The organism is Rhodohalobacter barkolensis (genome assembly GCF_002834295.1).
Classification (GTDB): Bacteria; Bacteroidota; Rhodothermia; order Balneolales; family Balneolaceae; genus Rhodohalobacter; species Rhodohalobacter barkolensis.
This window is the reverse complement of sequence record NZ_PISP01000006.1, coordinates 60666-75011: the sequence shown is the minus strand read 5'-3', so window position 1 is coordinate 75011 and position 14346 is coordinate 60666. Positions and strand designations below refer to the sequence as shown.

13 protein-coding genes are annotated in these 14346 nt (G+C 42.4%); 1 reads left to right on the top strand and 12 read right to left on the bottom strand.

The genetic code is table 11. The features are described from left to right. Positions 1-288: 288 nt before the first annotated feature. From tnpA to pckA, 4 genes are all read right to left on the bottom strand, one after another. Positions 289-750, bottom strand: a complete 462-nt coding sequence (tnpA, locus tag CWD77_RS13785) for an IS200/IS605 family transposase (protein ID WP_101074170.1) — start codon at positions 748-750, stop codon at positions 289-291. Between the two features lie 536 nt (positions 751-1286). Then, a complete protein-coding gene (locus CWD77_RS13780) occupies positions 1287-1940 on the bottom strand; it encodes a CDGSH iron-sulfur domain-containing protein (RefSeq protein WP_101074169.1) in 654 nt (217 codons plus the stop codon). An 89-nt stretch (positions 1941-2029) separates the two neighbouring features. Further along, positions 2030-2596 (bottom strand): DUF3347 domain-containing protein, encoded by a 567-nt coding sequence (locus CWD77_RS13775; RefSeq protein WP_101074168.1) that lies wholly within the window; start codon positions 2594-2596, stop codon positions 2030-2032. Positions 2597-2737: 141 nt separating this feature from the next. Continuing rightward, entirely contained in the window at positions 2738-4327 is a 1590-nt protein-coding gene (gene pckA, locus CWD77_RS13770; protein WP_101074167.1) for a phosphoenolpyruvate carboxykinase (ATP), read from the bottom strand. Between the two features lie 258 nt (positions 4328-4585). Between pckA and CWD77_RS15455 the strand changes: the two genes are divergently transcribed. Then, complete coding sequence (locus tag CWD77_RS15455; protein WP_108722900.1) at positions 4586-4756, top strand: LPXTG cell wall anchor domain-containing protein; 171 nt, start codon at positions 4586-4588, stop codon at positions 4754-4756. A 70-nt stretch (positions 4757-4826) separates the two neighbouring features. Here the strand turns inward: CWD77_RS15455 and CWD77_RS13765 are convergent, their stop codons facing one another. The 8 genes from CWD77_RS13765 to CWD77_RS13730 all read right to left on the bottom strand — a co-directional run bounded on the left by CWD77_RS13765 (position 4827) and on the right by CWD77_RS13730 (position 14274). Beyond that, a complete protein-coding gene (locus CWD77_RS13765) occupies positions 4827-5324 on the bottom strand; it encodes a DUF411 domain-containing protein (RefSeq protein ID WP_101074166.1) in 498 nt (165 codons plus the stop codon). Next, positions 5321-5707 carry a DUF302 domain-containing protein gene (locus CWD77_RS13760; RefSeq protein WP_101074165.1) on the bottom strand — a complete coding sequence of 129 codons (387 nt, stop codon included), beginning with the start codon at positions 5705-5707 and terminating at the stop codon, positions 5321-5323. The genes CWD77_RS13765 and CWD77_RS13760 overlap by 4 nt, the downstream gene beginning before the upstream one ends. A gap of 113 nt (positions 5708-5820) precedes the next feature. Then, on the bottom strand, positions 5821-7203 hold the full coding sequence (locus tag CWD77_RS13755) for an MBL fold metallo-hydrolase RNA specificity domain-containing protein (protein WP_206018030.1): 1383 nt from the start codon (positions 7201-7203) through the stop codon (positions 5821-5823). A gap of 4 nt (positions 7204-7207) precedes the next feature. Beyond that, complete coding sequence (locus tag CWD77_RS13750; protein WP_101074163.1) at positions 7208-8050, bottom strand: restriction endonuclease; 843 nt, start codon at positions 8048-8050, stop codon at positions 7208-7210. 161 nt (positions 8051-8211) lie between these two features. Then, positions 8212-9849, bottom strand: a complete 1638-nt coding sequence (locus CWD77_RS13745; protein WP_101074162.1) for an alpha/beta hydrolase — start codon at positions 9847-9849, stop codon at positions 8212-8214. 263 nt (positions 9850-10112) lie between these two features. Beyond that, positions 10113-10952 carry a universal stress protein gene (locus CWD77_RS13740; protein ID WP_101074161.1) on the bottom strand — a complete coding sequence of 280 codons (840 nt, stop codon included), beginning with the start codon at positions 10950-10952 and terminating at the stop codon, positions 10113-10115. Continuing rightward, on the bottom strand, positions 10949-13393 hold the full coding sequence (locus CWD77_RS13735; protein WP_206018029.1) for a Lon protease family protein: 2445 nt from the start codon (positions 13391-13393) through the stop codon (positions 10949-10951). Before CWD77_RS13735 ends, CWD77_RS13740 begins: the two co-directional genes overlap by 4 nt. A 209-nt stretch (positions 13394-13602) precedes the next feature. Next, a complete protein-coding gene (locus CWD77_RS13730; RefSeq protein ID WP_101074160.1) occupies positions 13603-14274 on the bottom strand; it encodes an SDR family oxidoreductase in 672 nt (223 codons plus the stop codon). Positions 14275-14346: the final 72 nt, after the last annotated feature.

The following is a 14346-nucleotide window of genomic DNA, read 5'->3' as shown; positions in this document are numbered from 1 at the left end:
CGGCACGGGTGAGATGTATGGTCAACAACCTCAACTACCCATGTTACGTCTCTGACGAGACGTGTTTTGAATGATAAAAATGGAAAACAAAAATTGGGCTCTTGTTTTCACATTATCCATTATTCGTATATGCAGGCATTGAGGTAAAACAACAATTCTAAATCGCACAAACCGGTTTATGCGGGGTCGTATTTCGTTACATGATGTTTGTCTCATAGAGACAAAACATAGGTAGAAAAATGAAATGCGCTATCCTCATTGGCGTGCCTTTAGGTACGCAACATGAACCTACGATACCGGTTTAAATATATACCGCTCATCAAAATCGACCTCATATTTGTCTAGGAAATCAAGATACTCCTCACGAAAACTTTTCCTTTTGTGATGCACCTCCTGATTTTGGATATATCGAATCACCTGTGGGACCTGAGAGGCGGAATGTGAAAAAGCAGCATAACCCTTTTGCCAGGAAAACCGGCCGTTGACATATCCATTTTGATTAATCCATTTGGAGGAATCCTGTTTAACATATTTCACCAATTTAGACAGACTTTGTGTTGGGCGTAGTCCAATCAGAATGTGAACATGGTCAATCACACCATTAATCTGAAGAACTTTATGTTCATGGTTGGTTACGATTCCCGAGATGTATTTAAACAAATCGGAGTGCCATTTTTTATGAATCAGACTTTGTCTGTTTTGAACTGCAAAGATTAGATGAATGTGGATTTTTGTGTAGGTGTTGGCCATTTTCTCCCCCTCTTTTTTTAGAAAATAAATGGATTGGTGTTGGTTAGGTTCTATTGGTATCGTCCCTAATGGGACTTTTAAGGAATTTGTCTCACAAGATACTACCCATGTTACGTCTCTGACGAGACGTTTTTGTCATAAAGGGCATTATTTACAGAAAGAAAAAGCCTCTAATTTTTCAATTAAACAATGTTGTTACCACGTGGCATTGAAAATGATGTCTGAATCTCTTGATATCGTAACGCATCATTCTCATATGTAGAGACAATAACTATATTCTATTATGTGTAGTCCCTGACGGGACTTACAATGGGTGGTGTCTCTCGGTTTTCTACCCATGTGCCGTCGCTAATGCGACGGGTGGTTAAGTTTTTAAAACTCTATATAAAATCTTTTAGGCTAACTATTTTAAAACAATCATTGTCTCGTAGAGACAAAACATGGGTAGAAAATGAATTACGCTATCCTTATCAGCGTGCCGCTAGGTACGCAACAAATAATTTCTGCGTCCCCTTGCGTCCCTGCGGTGAGCCAAATCACCCCTCAAACCCAATCTCTTTGTGGGTCCCGTCGCAGAATGGTTTGGTGGACGATCCCCCACAGCGGCACAACGCCACACCCTTGTCGGAGGTGTGTTCGCCTAATTCGGAGGATTCCATTGTATAGTTCCCATCCAGTATCGCCGGACCGTTTTTCATTAGCTTGATGAGCAGTTTATCGTGCTCCACGTCTTCGATAGGCGGCATTTTTTCCTTATTGGCATTTGCATCCGCTTTCCACTCTATCTTTTCGTGGGAGTTATCACAGGCAGGTTTATTGTCTGATGAGCCGCATCGGCAGAGCGCAAACCGGGTATCCTTCAGAACGGTATTTCCTTCATGATCCTGAACTTCAAGATCACCGAAGAAATAGACCGGGCCGTTTGCATTGAGTTTGATCCTGTTTTTGGAGGAGGGTTTTTCGCGTTGTTCAGATTTCTTCATTTCGTAGTGAAGTGCACCGGTCGGGCATCTTTCTATGACATTGGCAATCTCTTTGGCTGAGGCGTTATCAGGATTAATCCACGGTTTTTTATCAGGATCAAAAACATTCGGTAACCCCTTAACACATTCTGCCGCGTGGATGCACCGCTTAATATCGTAGTTTACCCTGATCTCATCATTTTCGTAGTTGAGAATTTTCTTTTCCATGATCCCTTTTGTTTGATTTCTGTTTCGAATTCAATTAACGCAAATCAAAACAGTTTTGAAAAGAAAAAAAGAACCTTGAGATATTAGATCTAAATCCTCTCGATGATCTCCCCGCATCTCATCATACGGTCGCCGTGATAGGGATTGGCGATCTGTTCTTCACGACTCAGCCAGTCGGCCGATCCGCCGCGTACCATCGGGCAGCTTTGATGGTAGATCGTATAACCTACCGGGCGAAACGTTTTAATCATTTCGATCATCGCTTCTGAAATAAACTCAAAATGGTATCGCTGGTCATCCACGTCATCTTCCCTGATGAGTTCTTCAGATCCATTCTCAATGATTTCTTTGTATGAAAGCCAAAGGGCAAGACTCTCTTGACTGATTCCCTCCGGTTCAACCGTTTCTGTTTCACTAATCAGAGAGTTGGCTTTAATTTTGGCGCTCTCTGGGTCAGTTTCAACAAGAGCATTTTTCAGGTCAAAATATCGGTCGAGTACAACACTTAACTGTTCATCAAATTCCGGGGTAGATTCAATGAGCTGATTCTGTAACTGTTGCCGCCTCTGATCTTGCTGAGCCTGTTCTTGTTCAGACGGACTACATCCTGAAATAATGAGCAACGGCAAAGCAAATAAAGTGAGAATGGATTTCATGTGAATCAATCAGGTGAAATTATTTAATTAGACATAAAGTAAGCATTCTCATAAAAAAACCGGTACAGTGAACTCACACTGTGCTAAAATGAGTTCACTGTCCGGTATGATTGAACGAAGGAATTCGCTTTAAATTAAATATTAAACATTTGGTCCGGCTTTGATGATCTCCATGCTGCTGTCTGCCTTATACTTTTCAAAGTTCTTATTGAAAAGAGAACCAAGTTTTTTAGCCTGCACATCGTAAGCATCAGGATCATCCCAGGTATTTTTTGGAATGAGGATCTCAGGTGCTACGTTCGGGCAAGTTTTTGGAATTTGAACTCCAAATACATCATCCTGAACGGTTTCTGCAGTTTCCAATTTTCCGGATAGGATTGCATTAATGATAGCACGGGTGCTTTTCAGGTCAATCCGTTTTCCGGTTCCATAGGCTCCTCCGGTCAACCCGGTATTTACGAGCCACGCTTTTGCGCCATGCTTCTTCATTTTTTCAGCAAGCATTTCTGCGTATCGAGCCGGTGGCCAGACAAGAAATGCGGCTCCAAAACAGGCCGAAAATGTAGCTTGAGGTTCTGTAACACCAACTTCGGTTCCGGCAACTTTCGCAGTATATCCACTAATGAAGTGATACATTGCCTGCTCGGGCGATAGTTTACTCACCGGAGGCAGTACGCCAAATGCGTCATAAGTCAGGAATATGATATTCTCCGGATGACCTGCTTCGCATGGAATTTTTGCATTGGAGATATACTCAATTGGGTAGCTGGCCCGTGTATTTTGAGTAATACTTACGTCCGTGTAATCCACTTTTCGGGTAACCGGATCATATACGACATTTTCCAGTACAGTACCGAATTTGATGGCGTTATAAATTTCCGGTTCGTTCTCTTCAGTCAGATTGATGGTTTTCGCGTAGCAACCACCCTCAATATTAAACACGCCATCATCACTCCAGCAGTGCTCATCGTCCCCAATCAATTTACGGCTGCTATCGGCAGAAAGTGTGGTTTTCCCCGTTCCGGAAAGTCCGAAGAAAAGAGCTACATCATCGTCTTCTCCTTCGTTAGCAGAGCAGTGCATGGATAGAACATCTTTTTTTGGCATCAGGTAGTGCATTACGGTAAAGATGCCTTTTTTCATCTCACCGGCATATTCACTGCCCAGAATGACCATAGAGTTTGTTTCGAAGTTAACATCCACACTGGCATCTGAAGTCATTCCCTCGGTAAAGGTGTTAGCCGGAAATTTACCGGCATTGTAAACCACAAAATCCGGTTCGCCAAATTCAGCAAGTTCTTCCTGTGTTGGTCGGATTAGCATATTTTGCATAAACAGTCCGTGGTAAGGGCGCTCTGCAATAATTCTAACCTTCAGGCGGTACTTGGGATCCCAGCCGGCAAAGCCATCAATTACATAGAGTCGTTCGCGGGTGTTCAGGTAATCAACTGCTCTTCGGTGGTTAATTTTATAGGTGTGTTCATCCAGCGGTATGTTGATGTCTCCCCACCAAATGTCTTCGTTCATTCCTTCAGTTTTTACAACTCTTTTGTCGGCAGGACTTCTACCGGTCCGTTTCCCCGATCGAACAACCAGTGCTCCGTTGTCAGTAATAACTGAACCGGGGTCATACTTGATTGCGTCTTCATAAAATTTTCCGGGAGCCGGATTTCTGATGATTGTCTCTACATCAATTTCGTGTTTTTTCAGGTTGAATAATTTTTTACTCATGTCTTTTTCAGCTTTAGTTTATCTGTTATGTAAGCCTACTATTAAATACAAAAATTACATGAAGAAAAGATTAATTAATCTGTCTAAACCATTGATATATTATCAATTACGTATTTATATAGCAGAAAACCGCTTACATGATGAAAATTATTTTCACCCTTCTTTGTAAATATTTTGTAGAATTAGATAAATCAACATTAAATAGTAGATTTAAAGTAGGGGAAGGATTAAACTTTACATCAAAAACAAGGAGATGTCATGAAAGTATTTGGAATTGTACTACTGCTATCGGGGATTTTATTTACCCTTTATACAGGTCTTGGAGAAACGGCTGTTGATACACCGACAACAAGCTGGGGGCCGTGGATTGGGGTGTTGGTCTTTTTGACCGGGGGTTTTTTCTACTTCAGAGCCAGAAATGAAGAGTAACACGATTACATGTAGTTGATAAGACCGGAGAAATTGCGCTGATCATTCTCCGGCCTATGAAAAGATTTTATCAGTTATGAGTATTGTATATGTACATATTCTCTTTGTCAAAGATCACTGATTGATACGTGTTTTCTACAGGTTGGTCCATTCCGGGTGAGTTGGGTGGCATTCCCGGAACGGAAACACCGATCACAGCCGGACGTTCAGCAAGCAATTGACGGATATCTTCAATGGGAACATGCCCTTCGATTACATATCCATCAGCAATGGCTGTGTGACAGGAGCTGAGCTGTCCGGGTACTCCTTTTTCACGTTTCATTTCATGTAAATCTTCCACCAATTCAGAAGTCACATCTACACCATTGTTTTCAAGGTATTTTGCCCATTCAACGCAACATTCACAACCTTCTGCATGATACATCGTCAGCTCAAAAGATCCGTCGAAGTAATCAGGTGTTTCCGATTCGGGTTGTTCTGCTTCGGTTGATTGAAACATATAGCCCCAGAATACAGCGGATGCCAATACAATCAGGGCGATGACAGAATAAAACAGCTTATTTTTCATATCGATTGAATAACTTTTGTGAGCATTTCTTTGACTTCTCCGGCAATACCCTGGAGGTTGTCATTGTCAACCACCTGCATCGACGCGAGCGGGTCAACCGCAGATATTTCAACGGATCCATCCTCATGTTCTTCTACAATCACGTTGCATGGAAGCATAGTTCCGATTTTATCTTCTGCAGTTAAGGCTTTGTGTGCCATATTTGGATTGCAGGCACCCAGGATTCTGTATTTCTTAAAATCGACATCCAGTTTTTTCTTAAGCGTATCTTTCACATCGATTTCAGTAAGAATTCCAAACCCCTCTTTTTTCAATTCCGCGGTAGCTTTTTCGATAGCTTCATCGAATGAACCGTCGAACGTGGTGGATATATAGTAGCTCATAATAGTTTCTCCTTTAATTCAATTAAAACCTTTTGGTTTATAATACTCTATTTTAATCAACAGCAATTTTCTTAAAGTGATTCAATATATATTTAGAAAGCTTTGAAAAACCATCAATATTTAATTTTTCGGATTTCGTATAGCTCAGGGATTTCTGCCATCCATCCCTTCGTGTCCTTTAATTTTACCCGAAATGAATCCAGTGCCTGTGGTTCTCCATGAACTAAAAAAAGGTGATCGGGCGATTTACTTAAGTTCGAAGTCCAATCGATCAGCTCTTCTCTATCTGCGTGGGCAGAGAGTCCGTCTAATATGTCTATACTTGCTTTAACCGGATAATATTTTCCAAAGAATTTGATTTCATCGGCCCCTTCCAAAAGCTGACGTCCCCGGGTTCCTTCTGCCTGAAATCCGGCAAGCAGTACTGTAGTCTCTTCACGTGAAAGATAGATTTTCAGGTAACTGAGAACCCGCCCGCCGGTTACCATTCCGCTTCCGGCTATAACAATCTTTGGTTTTGGGTTGTCGATAATTTCCCACGTTTCTGCATAAGACTTTACAATATGAACACGGTCGATCATTTTCTGGCACTCCTCTTCACTCAACTTGTGCCATTTATGATATTTATTAAAGATGGAAAGAGCATTCGCACCCATAGGGCTGTCGAGAATCACAGGGAGTGAAGCCGGCAACTTTTTCTGCTGATGAAGTTGCAGTATTAAATACATCAAAAGCTGAGCGCGCTCAACAGCAAAGCTTGGGATAATTAAAGTCCCATTTTTTTGAACGGTATCGTGGATCACCCGTTCCAGTTTGTCCAGAACATCCTCTTTTGGATGCAGCCGGTCTCCATACGTGCTTTCGAGGAACAGAATATCAGCCTGCTCCGGTTTTTTAGGATCGTTGAGGAGCGGATCTTTGATTCGTCCAACATCGCCTGAAAAGACCATTCGTTTGTTTTTTAATTCAAGTTCAATGTAACAGGCACCCAAAATGTGGCCATTGTATTGAAATCGAACTTTTATCTCATTGTCGATTATCAGCCACTCACCTTCCGGTTTTTCCCGAAACAGAGGGAGTGTTTTTTCAACGTCAAGTGTATTGTAGAGTGGCAGGGCGGGATGGTGCTTAGTAAAACCTTCTTTATTGGATCGCTCGGCATCTTCTTCCTGAATTTTGGCACTGTCGCGCAGAATGATTTCAGCAATATCCAAAGTGGGTGCTGTTCCCCATATTTCACCGCTGAATCCCATATTTACGAGCCTGGGCAAATAACCTGTATGATCCAGGTGCCCGTGAGTGATCAAAACGATATCAATCTCTTCTGCATTGACCGGTAACTGTTGCCAGTTTAGTCCCCTGAGCTTTTTAACTCCCTGAAAGAGTCCGCAATCGACCAGGATTTTTTTCTGAGGAAGCTCAATTAAATATTTGGAACCGGTTACGGTTCCCGATGCACCAAGAAAGTGTATTTGAATAGACTCATCCATATTCATAGCCTCAGTGATTATGGTTACATATTTCGACAGCTTCTTTATAAATCGTATTTATTTTTCTCGGATTTATGTCTGCTTTTTTTAGTACTCCTTTATCATCAAATATCTGTTTGCAAAAAATGATGTTTTTATCCAGCAACTGGCTCTTTTCTTGTTTATTTAAACTGGAAAGGCAGGTAACAGGATGGAGATTCATACGCCCGATCAGATCTTTAATCCCTTCGTCTTTCGGATAATCCCAACTCAGCAGTTTCAGCCCGATACACTTACCATAAATTTCAGCATCACTTGTAAAGCGGGTATTGGTCACGACCCAACCCTTATGCGTTTTATTTTTGTGTCCCGGTTGGGAGGTCCAGTTTTTCTTTACATCCAGGAAGCGGGACTGGATATAGAGAGGTACTTTTACGTTGCAACGATTCTCTTTACGGTTGTGGAATTTACACTCTACCAAAAGATACTCTTCATCTTTATGAGCAATGACGTCCACCTCGTGATTCACGCAATCCCCCTTAACAATAACGCCGGTTTGAGTTTCATAACCGTGCCTATTGAGCAGTTCGCTCACAAATTTTTCAAACGGGAAGCCTGTGGGGCCTAATTCAAATAGAGCTTCCTTTAGTTTGTATCTGCCGGCAATCTTTTGGGATTTGGCTCTAAGCTGTCGAAAAGCCTCTTTGTAGATTTTTTGAGTGGAGATTCCCTCATGAAGCTCATCCCTGACACTTTTTGCAATATCATCAATAATGGATTGCTCAGCTCCGGCACTTCTGAGGGATCGTCTTAGCTTTGACTCGTCGTACTCTTCAGTTTCGCCGGAGTATTTGGTGACTTGAACCGGGGCCATAGCACTCCTTTTTTGCAGGTTAACTCTCCTTCATTAATATACGATGGTTTTTATAATCAGACCTGACAGGTTTTTAAAACCTGTCAGGTCTTGTGAAATCGAAAGCTATACTCAATTTTGTTAAGACACACTTTCAACAAAAAATTATTTAAAAAACTAACTTAACGATGTGACCTGTTTTTGAAAAACTGCTGAAGTCGTGCAATTTCCTCAGTACTCCAACCTGTCGGTTCTGTAAGAGCCAGCCAGGAGTCATAGTAATGTTCGGCCGCATATTCATGACCGTAACCTGGAGGTGTATTTCCTATTCCCGTAAGAAGATCAGCGGCTACTTGTAGTCCCGTTACTATGGGGTACCAGCGAAGGTAGAGCGATACGTCAGGTCCGCGTGGTGATTTCATCCAGTCCGGTTCGTGTGTGAAAATGGATGTGTCAAAAAAGGTAATTGGGTCGCTGGCATATTGTAAATAAGCAATTCTGAATGACGCCCACTCTGCATCACCGGATTCAAGCCCACCATTCTGGTTTGCAAAACGAACAACCGAACCGTCGCGAAATTCTGGCAGCCAGGCCGGTGAACCTTCATTTCTGTTTTCAGTAATAGTTCGCCAGGTAGTTTTTCTGAAGGGCGGTCCCACCCAAAGCACTCCGTGAAACGGATCTGAAATGATATCATAAAGGTCAAAGGAGTGATCAGAATTCAGGGCTCCGAGGCTGAGGCCATGCAGATAAAGCTCAGGTCTGGAGCTTTCCGGCAAGGAAGACCAGTAACCGTACACTTTTTGAAAGAGAGCCCGGGCCATTTCCGAACCATAATCTTCTTCGGCGATAAGAGACAGCGGGCTCGGCAGATAGGAGTACTGTGCTGCAACACTAGCGATATTCCCTTTGTGCAGATATTCAACTGTTTCAATTGCACCGGGATCAACCCAGCCGGTACCTGATGGGGTAATCAAAATCAGTATTGATCGATCAAATGCACCTTGGCGGATCATCTCCTGCAGCGCCATATCAGCCCGTTCATTAAAATCTTCGGATGCATGCATTCCCACGTAAACTCGTATGGGATCCATCGTTGTGCTGTCTGTAAAGTTCTGGATATCAGAGGCAGATGGGCCTTCAGTAAGAAATCGCCGGCCTTGTCGGCCCATTTCATCCCAGGATAAAATGGATTCTGCACTGCCTGTTTTCATCGGATTAATTGGTTTTTCATGGTCCGGTTCAACTAACGCATCCACCTGCTGGTAGGTTGAGTCGGCCATACGAACCAATTGTGAAAAAAGAACACCGTTTATAATGAGCCAAAAAAGGATAAACGTTATTATGAGTCCGAATACAAAAGAGACTCGCGGTGGAACATAATTCTCCATCTTGTTAGCCAGAAACCGTTTCGTTATTAGAAAAAGGCGGCCAATAAGAAGAACAGCGAGAAAGACAACAATTGCGATTAACCCTACCACAACCGGCTGCACGAACGCGTCAGCTTCCATACCCATTAGCTGGCGCAGTGAGTTTTGCCAAATCGTTGTTCTCCAAAGTGAGATCACAGTTATCAGGAGGAAAAATGAACCTGCTGCGATTTGTAAAATTCTCTGAGATTTTTCTTTGGGCTGAGGCAGTTCAAAATATTTCAATATCCAGATGCTAAAAACACCAACCCCATATCCTGAAGCGAGTGCCAGCCCGGAAATAATGCCCTGAACAGTATCAGGCCGGGGAATAAGTGTGGGAGACAAAGAAAGAGCAAAAAAAAGCGTACCAATCAGTAATCCCGTTGTAGAAAAGTAGCGTTTTATCATCTGTAAAGTAATTCAGTTCTTAAGCTGATAATGTACGAATTAATTGCAGGATTTACTGAAAGACGGACAGCTCTCTGATAAGATATACACTGCCGTACTACGTCATTTTGGTTGCAGTATTGGACTTATAAGTGATTCGGCCCCTCTTCTATACCTTGCCAGAACTGAAGTATTAAATGATTAAGATGAATGGAAATCAGCAGCGCAGTTGCGAAAACAGGGTCGCATTTAAGGTAAGTGACGATTGAGAAAAGAGTTCAGTTTTAGTTGATAAGTAATACCGGACAATCCGCACTATCCAGGATATGTTCAATGGTATTTATTCTGGTATACCGCTCATTCTTTGGCAGTATCAATAAACCGCCCTGAAGTTTATTTATCATAAAAAGAAATCTTCCCATATTTGGCTGATTCAACTGCAGAATCTTTGTGTCATTTTTCAAACCTGCCAAAGCCTGTCCACTTTTTTCGGTTGATGGAAAGGCTTTGGAAAGATCGATGACTGTCAGATGAGTTTCGTTTCTTCTGGCAATCTGTTCTGCAATTTTCAAACCTGAAATACTTTTTTTTGAACCGTCAAAGATTGCAATGGGCGGGTAATTGAGATTGTGTCGTTTTTGCAGTATCAGAATCGGTTTGTTCGCAGATCGGATAATAGTTGCCGCTGTACTGCCCAGCTTCTTTGTTCTTGAGTAAGATCTGCCTTTACTGCCAATCGTAATAATGTCGCAATTTTCAGCTGCTTCTAATACTTTGTCAGCAACTTCTCCCTTCTCGGTGCTCCACCGGTGGGGCAGCTGATGCTGCCTGGAAATAATCTCAAAATGTTTTCTAATGGATCTTTCAAGCTTTTGTATCTCCCTCTCTACGGCTTCCCTGCCGATAGGTGAGATTCTCCCTGTAAGTTCATCGATTTCGGAAAGGGATGATAATTTGCTGATCCGCAGCCATTGGTTATCGTGAACAAAGAGCCCGTGAATTTTTGCTTCCATTAGTTCTGCGATAAATGCGGCTGATTCAAGTGCGGCACGACTGTGGCTCGAATGGTCGAGAGCCACCAGTATTTCCGTCATCTTTATGGAAGTCTCTTCTGAATCAGTCATGATTGATTTTGTCCATTTTGTGGAGTTGAAAATGCACGTCTTTTATCTGCAAGCTGGTTGAGCTGATCTGTTACCTTACGATTGATTGTTCCCTCCGGATAGACTCCGTCATCGTCAGGTTTCCCAATCTCGAGCCCGGTAAGAATTTCCATACCCTCATCCACTGTTTCAACTGAATAAATGTGGAACTTATTATCTTCCACCGAATCTCTGACATCCTTTCTGAGCATCAGGTTTTTCTCGTTGGCTTTTGGAATTAATACTCCCTGTTCTCCTGTAAGGCCGCGTTCTTTGCAGATATCATAGTAGCCTTCAATTTTTTCATTCACGCCGCCTATCGGCTGTACCTTGCCATGTTGATTGACTGATCCCGTTACACTAAAATTTTGTTTGATTGGAATCTTGCCGATAGCAGAGAGCAGCGCATACAGTTCAGCAGTTGAAGCGCTATCTCCGTCGATACCTGAATAGGATTGCTCAAACACAATACTTGCTGACAGCGAAAGAGGTTGGTTTTTGGCATATCGTTCACCCAGAAATCCCTTTAGGATCAGGACGCCTTTCGAGTGAATGGGACCACCCATCTCCACTTCCCGCTCGATATCAACGATTTCACCTTTACCGAGCTGAACCCGTGCGGTTATTCGATTAGGTCGGCCAAATGTGGAATTTCCGATCATAGATACCGATAGTCCATTTACCTGACCGGTCTCTTCTCCTTCCGTATCGATAAATATATAATCACGGTTAATGGCTTCGTGAATTTTGTCTTTCAGTCGTCCGGAACGGTAAACTTTTTGTTCAATTGCTTTTTCAACATCTGAATGCTGCACGACGTCGTGGTCATTTTTTTCGGCCCAATGAGATGACTCTATCAGCAGGTCTACGATATCCTGCGTTTTGGCTGAAAGCTTTTCTCTGTCGCCGGCCATGCGTGCACTTTGTTCTATTACGCGACCCACGGCGTCTTTATGAAAATGCAACAGTTCATTCTTTTCAATCAATCCGGCGAGCAGCTGCGCATAAAGAGATTGATTGCCGTCATCCCTATCTATTTCATCTTCAAAGTCGGCTTCAATTTTAAAGAGTGAATGAAATTCCGGTTCCAACTCACACAACAGATAATAGAGCATCCTTTCACCGACAAGTACAACTTTTACATCAAGATCTATCGGCTCCGGCTCCAGAGAAACAGTGCTGATCAGGCTGTAAGATTCACCTAATGATTCAATTTTCAGTTCACCCGATTTCAAAGCTCTTTTCAATCCTTCCCAGGCAAATGGCTCCATCAGTAGCTGCCGGGCGTGCAATATCAGATAGCCGCCATTAGCCTTGTGAAATGCACCGGGTTTAATCAGATTAAAATTGGTTGTCAGTGCACCCATTCTCGACTGATATTCAACCCGTCCGACAAGATTTTTGTAGCTTGGGTTGTCTTCATAAATCACCGGCGCCCCCTCTGTTTCACTGTGATTTACAAGAACATTTACTTTATACCGGTCCAGAATCTGGTTTTGGGATGAATCTGCTTGCTGCTGAATTTGTTGGCCGCCACCGGCTAACTGCATCAGCTGATTTCCCTGCCCTTGCTGACCATGTGGAGTCATAATTTTTTGAACGTTATCTACGATATCCATCTCAACGCTATCCAGGAAATCCTGTACATTGTCCAGATCTGAAAACTCTTCTCTTATTTTTTTAAATAGTTCTTTGATGGCATAGGTTGCAATCTCTTTGTCCAACTCTTTCTGTTCATCACGGATTTTCCGTTTATTGACAGGCATTTTCTGGATGATTTTCTGCAGCTCTTTCTGCAACTTTTTAGTCTCTTTTTCCAGCCTCTCTTTTTCTTCATCAGAGAGTTCTTGGAGATCGTTTTCATCCATCAGGTCACCGTCTTTCATCGGAGTGAATGAGAAACCCGCAGGCGTGCGAACCAATGCAAGACCCTTTTCCTGAGCTTTTTTCTGTAAATCTTCAAATGTTTGATCCTGCTCTTCCTGCAACCTGTTCTTCAGTGCCTGTTTTCTATTTTGATACTCTTCTGTTTCAAAAGAAGATTGAAGAGTTGGAACCAAGTCTTCAATGAGCTGATCCATCATTTTTTTTAGCTCCATTCCTCTGCCTGCAGGAACCTTTAGAACATTTGGTTTATAGCGATCATCGAAATTATTTGTATAGCAAATATCTGAGGGAGTGGGTTTATCAGTAGCTTTCTCTTCAAGAAAATGCTGTATATGGCTCAAGCGATTGGTTTCATTTGGGCCAAGAGCAAAAATGTTGTATCCATCTTTGGAAATATCTACTCCAAGTTCCATGGATGAGGAGAGTCGCTCTTGTCCGATAATTGTTGTCTTTGCCGAGATCTCTTCTGTGGTTTCAAATTCAAACCGGCTTGTATCGCAAACAAGGTTAAGGTTCTCTTTTTTTAATTTTTTCACTGTATTCGCCTCTTAATTTTGATTAACCCAATAAGTCACTTATTAATAAAATGAATGATATGAAATGGTAGTTCCGCTAAATGCAGGAATCTATTTTAACACCAACTTAATTACGGCAGAATTCTGTATTACGAGTAAAGCTTTATACAGAGCATCTGTTTTACTGAATCCCGCTTCATAAATTTCAATCACGTTTCCACTAAAGTATTTTAAGGCTGCAGCGGCCGAACCTGAACATCTGTGTAGTGGAAGTTTTTCGGACACCTGAGCATGTGGACGACAGATGCGGCCAAATCCTCAGGCATCAGTTTGTTTTTCTTTGATTGGGAGAATCCGGTATCCACAGATCCCGGAGACAGACAGCTGACCTTGATCCCAAAATCACGAAGCTCCTGGTGGAGTGATTCTGTGATTCCGTTGACGGCGAATTTGGTGCCGCAGTAACAACTCATTTCTGCAATACCGTTTGTGCCCGCTCCCGACCCAATGTTAATGATGTGACCTGAGTTCTCTTTTTTCATCTGAGGTATCACGTGCTTTGTTGTATAAAACAGACCGTGCACATTCAGGTCAAAAAGCTGTCGCCACTTGTCGCTTGGCATCTCCTCGGTAGGCCCGCGGTATCCCATTCCTGCATTGTTGATGAGGATAGGGATAAAACTGCCCAACTTTTTTACGGTTTTCTCATAAGCTGCTTTGACTAAGTACTCGACGGTTAAATCCACTTTGATATGGTGAAAATATTCATTGGTGAACGAATCGGGTGGATTCCGGCTCCATCCTGCAACGGTTACGCCTTCATTGATGAGTGCTTTTGAAATCGCCAGTCCAATTCCTCGACTGGCACCTGTTACAATTGCTGTTTTGTTTTGAATGTCCATAAAACACTAAGATCGGTTTATGAAAATTGTCATCGGTTTTCTCTTTATAAAAGGTGATATATGAGGATTTAA

Excerpts from the sequence above, each read along its gene's own strand:
- CWD77_RS15455 (WP_108722900.1), top strand. The coding sequence starts at position 4,586 with ATGAAAGTATTTGGAATTGTACTACTGCTATCGGGGATTTTATTTACC.
- CWD77_RS13740 (WP_101074161.1), bottom strand. The coding sequence starts at position 10,952 with ATGACTGATTCAGAAGAGACTTCCATAAAGATGACGGAAATACTGGTG.
- CWD77_RS13765 (WP_101074166.1), bottom strand. The coding sequence starts at position 5,324 with ATGAAAAATAAGCTGTTTTATTCTGTCATCGCCCTGATTGTATTGGCA.
- CWD77_RS13750 (WP_101074163.1), bottom strand. The coding sequence starts at position 8,050 with ATGGCCCCGGTTCAAGTCACCAAATACTCCGGCGAAACTGAAGAGTAC.
- pckA (WP_101074167.1), bottom strand. The coding sequence starts at position 4,327 with ATGAGTAAAAAATTATTCAACCTGAAAAAACACGAAATTGATGTAGAG.
- tnpA (WP_101074170.1), bottom strand. The coding sequence starts at position 750 with ATGGCCAACACCTACACAAAAATCCACATTCATCTAATCTTTGCAGTT.
- CWD77_RS13780 (WP_101074169.1), bottom strand. The coding sequence starts at position 1,940 with ATGGAAAAGAAAATTCTCAACTACGAAAATGATGAGATCAGGGTAAAC.
- CWD77_RS13755 (WP_206018030.1), bottom strand. The coding sequence starts at position 7,203 with ATGAATATGGATGAGTCTATTCAAATACACTTTCTTGGTGCATCGGGA.
- CWD77_RS13760 (WP_101074165.1), bottom strand. The coding sequence starts at position 5,707 with ATGAGCTACTATATATCCACCACGTTCGACGGTTCATTCGATGAAGCT.
- CWD77_RS13775 (WP_101074168.1), bottom strand. The coding sequence starts at position 2,596 with ATGAAATCCATTCTCACTTTATTTGCTTTGCCGTTGCTCATTATTTCA.
- CWD77_RS13730 (WP_101074160.1), bottom strand. The coding sequence starts at position 14,274 with ATGGACATTCAAAACAAAACAGCAATTGTAACAGGTGCCAGTCGAGGA.
- CWD77_RS13745 (WP_101074162.1), bottom strand. The coding sequence starts at position 9,849 with ATGATAAAACGCTACTTTTCTACAACGGGATTACTGATTGGTACGCTT.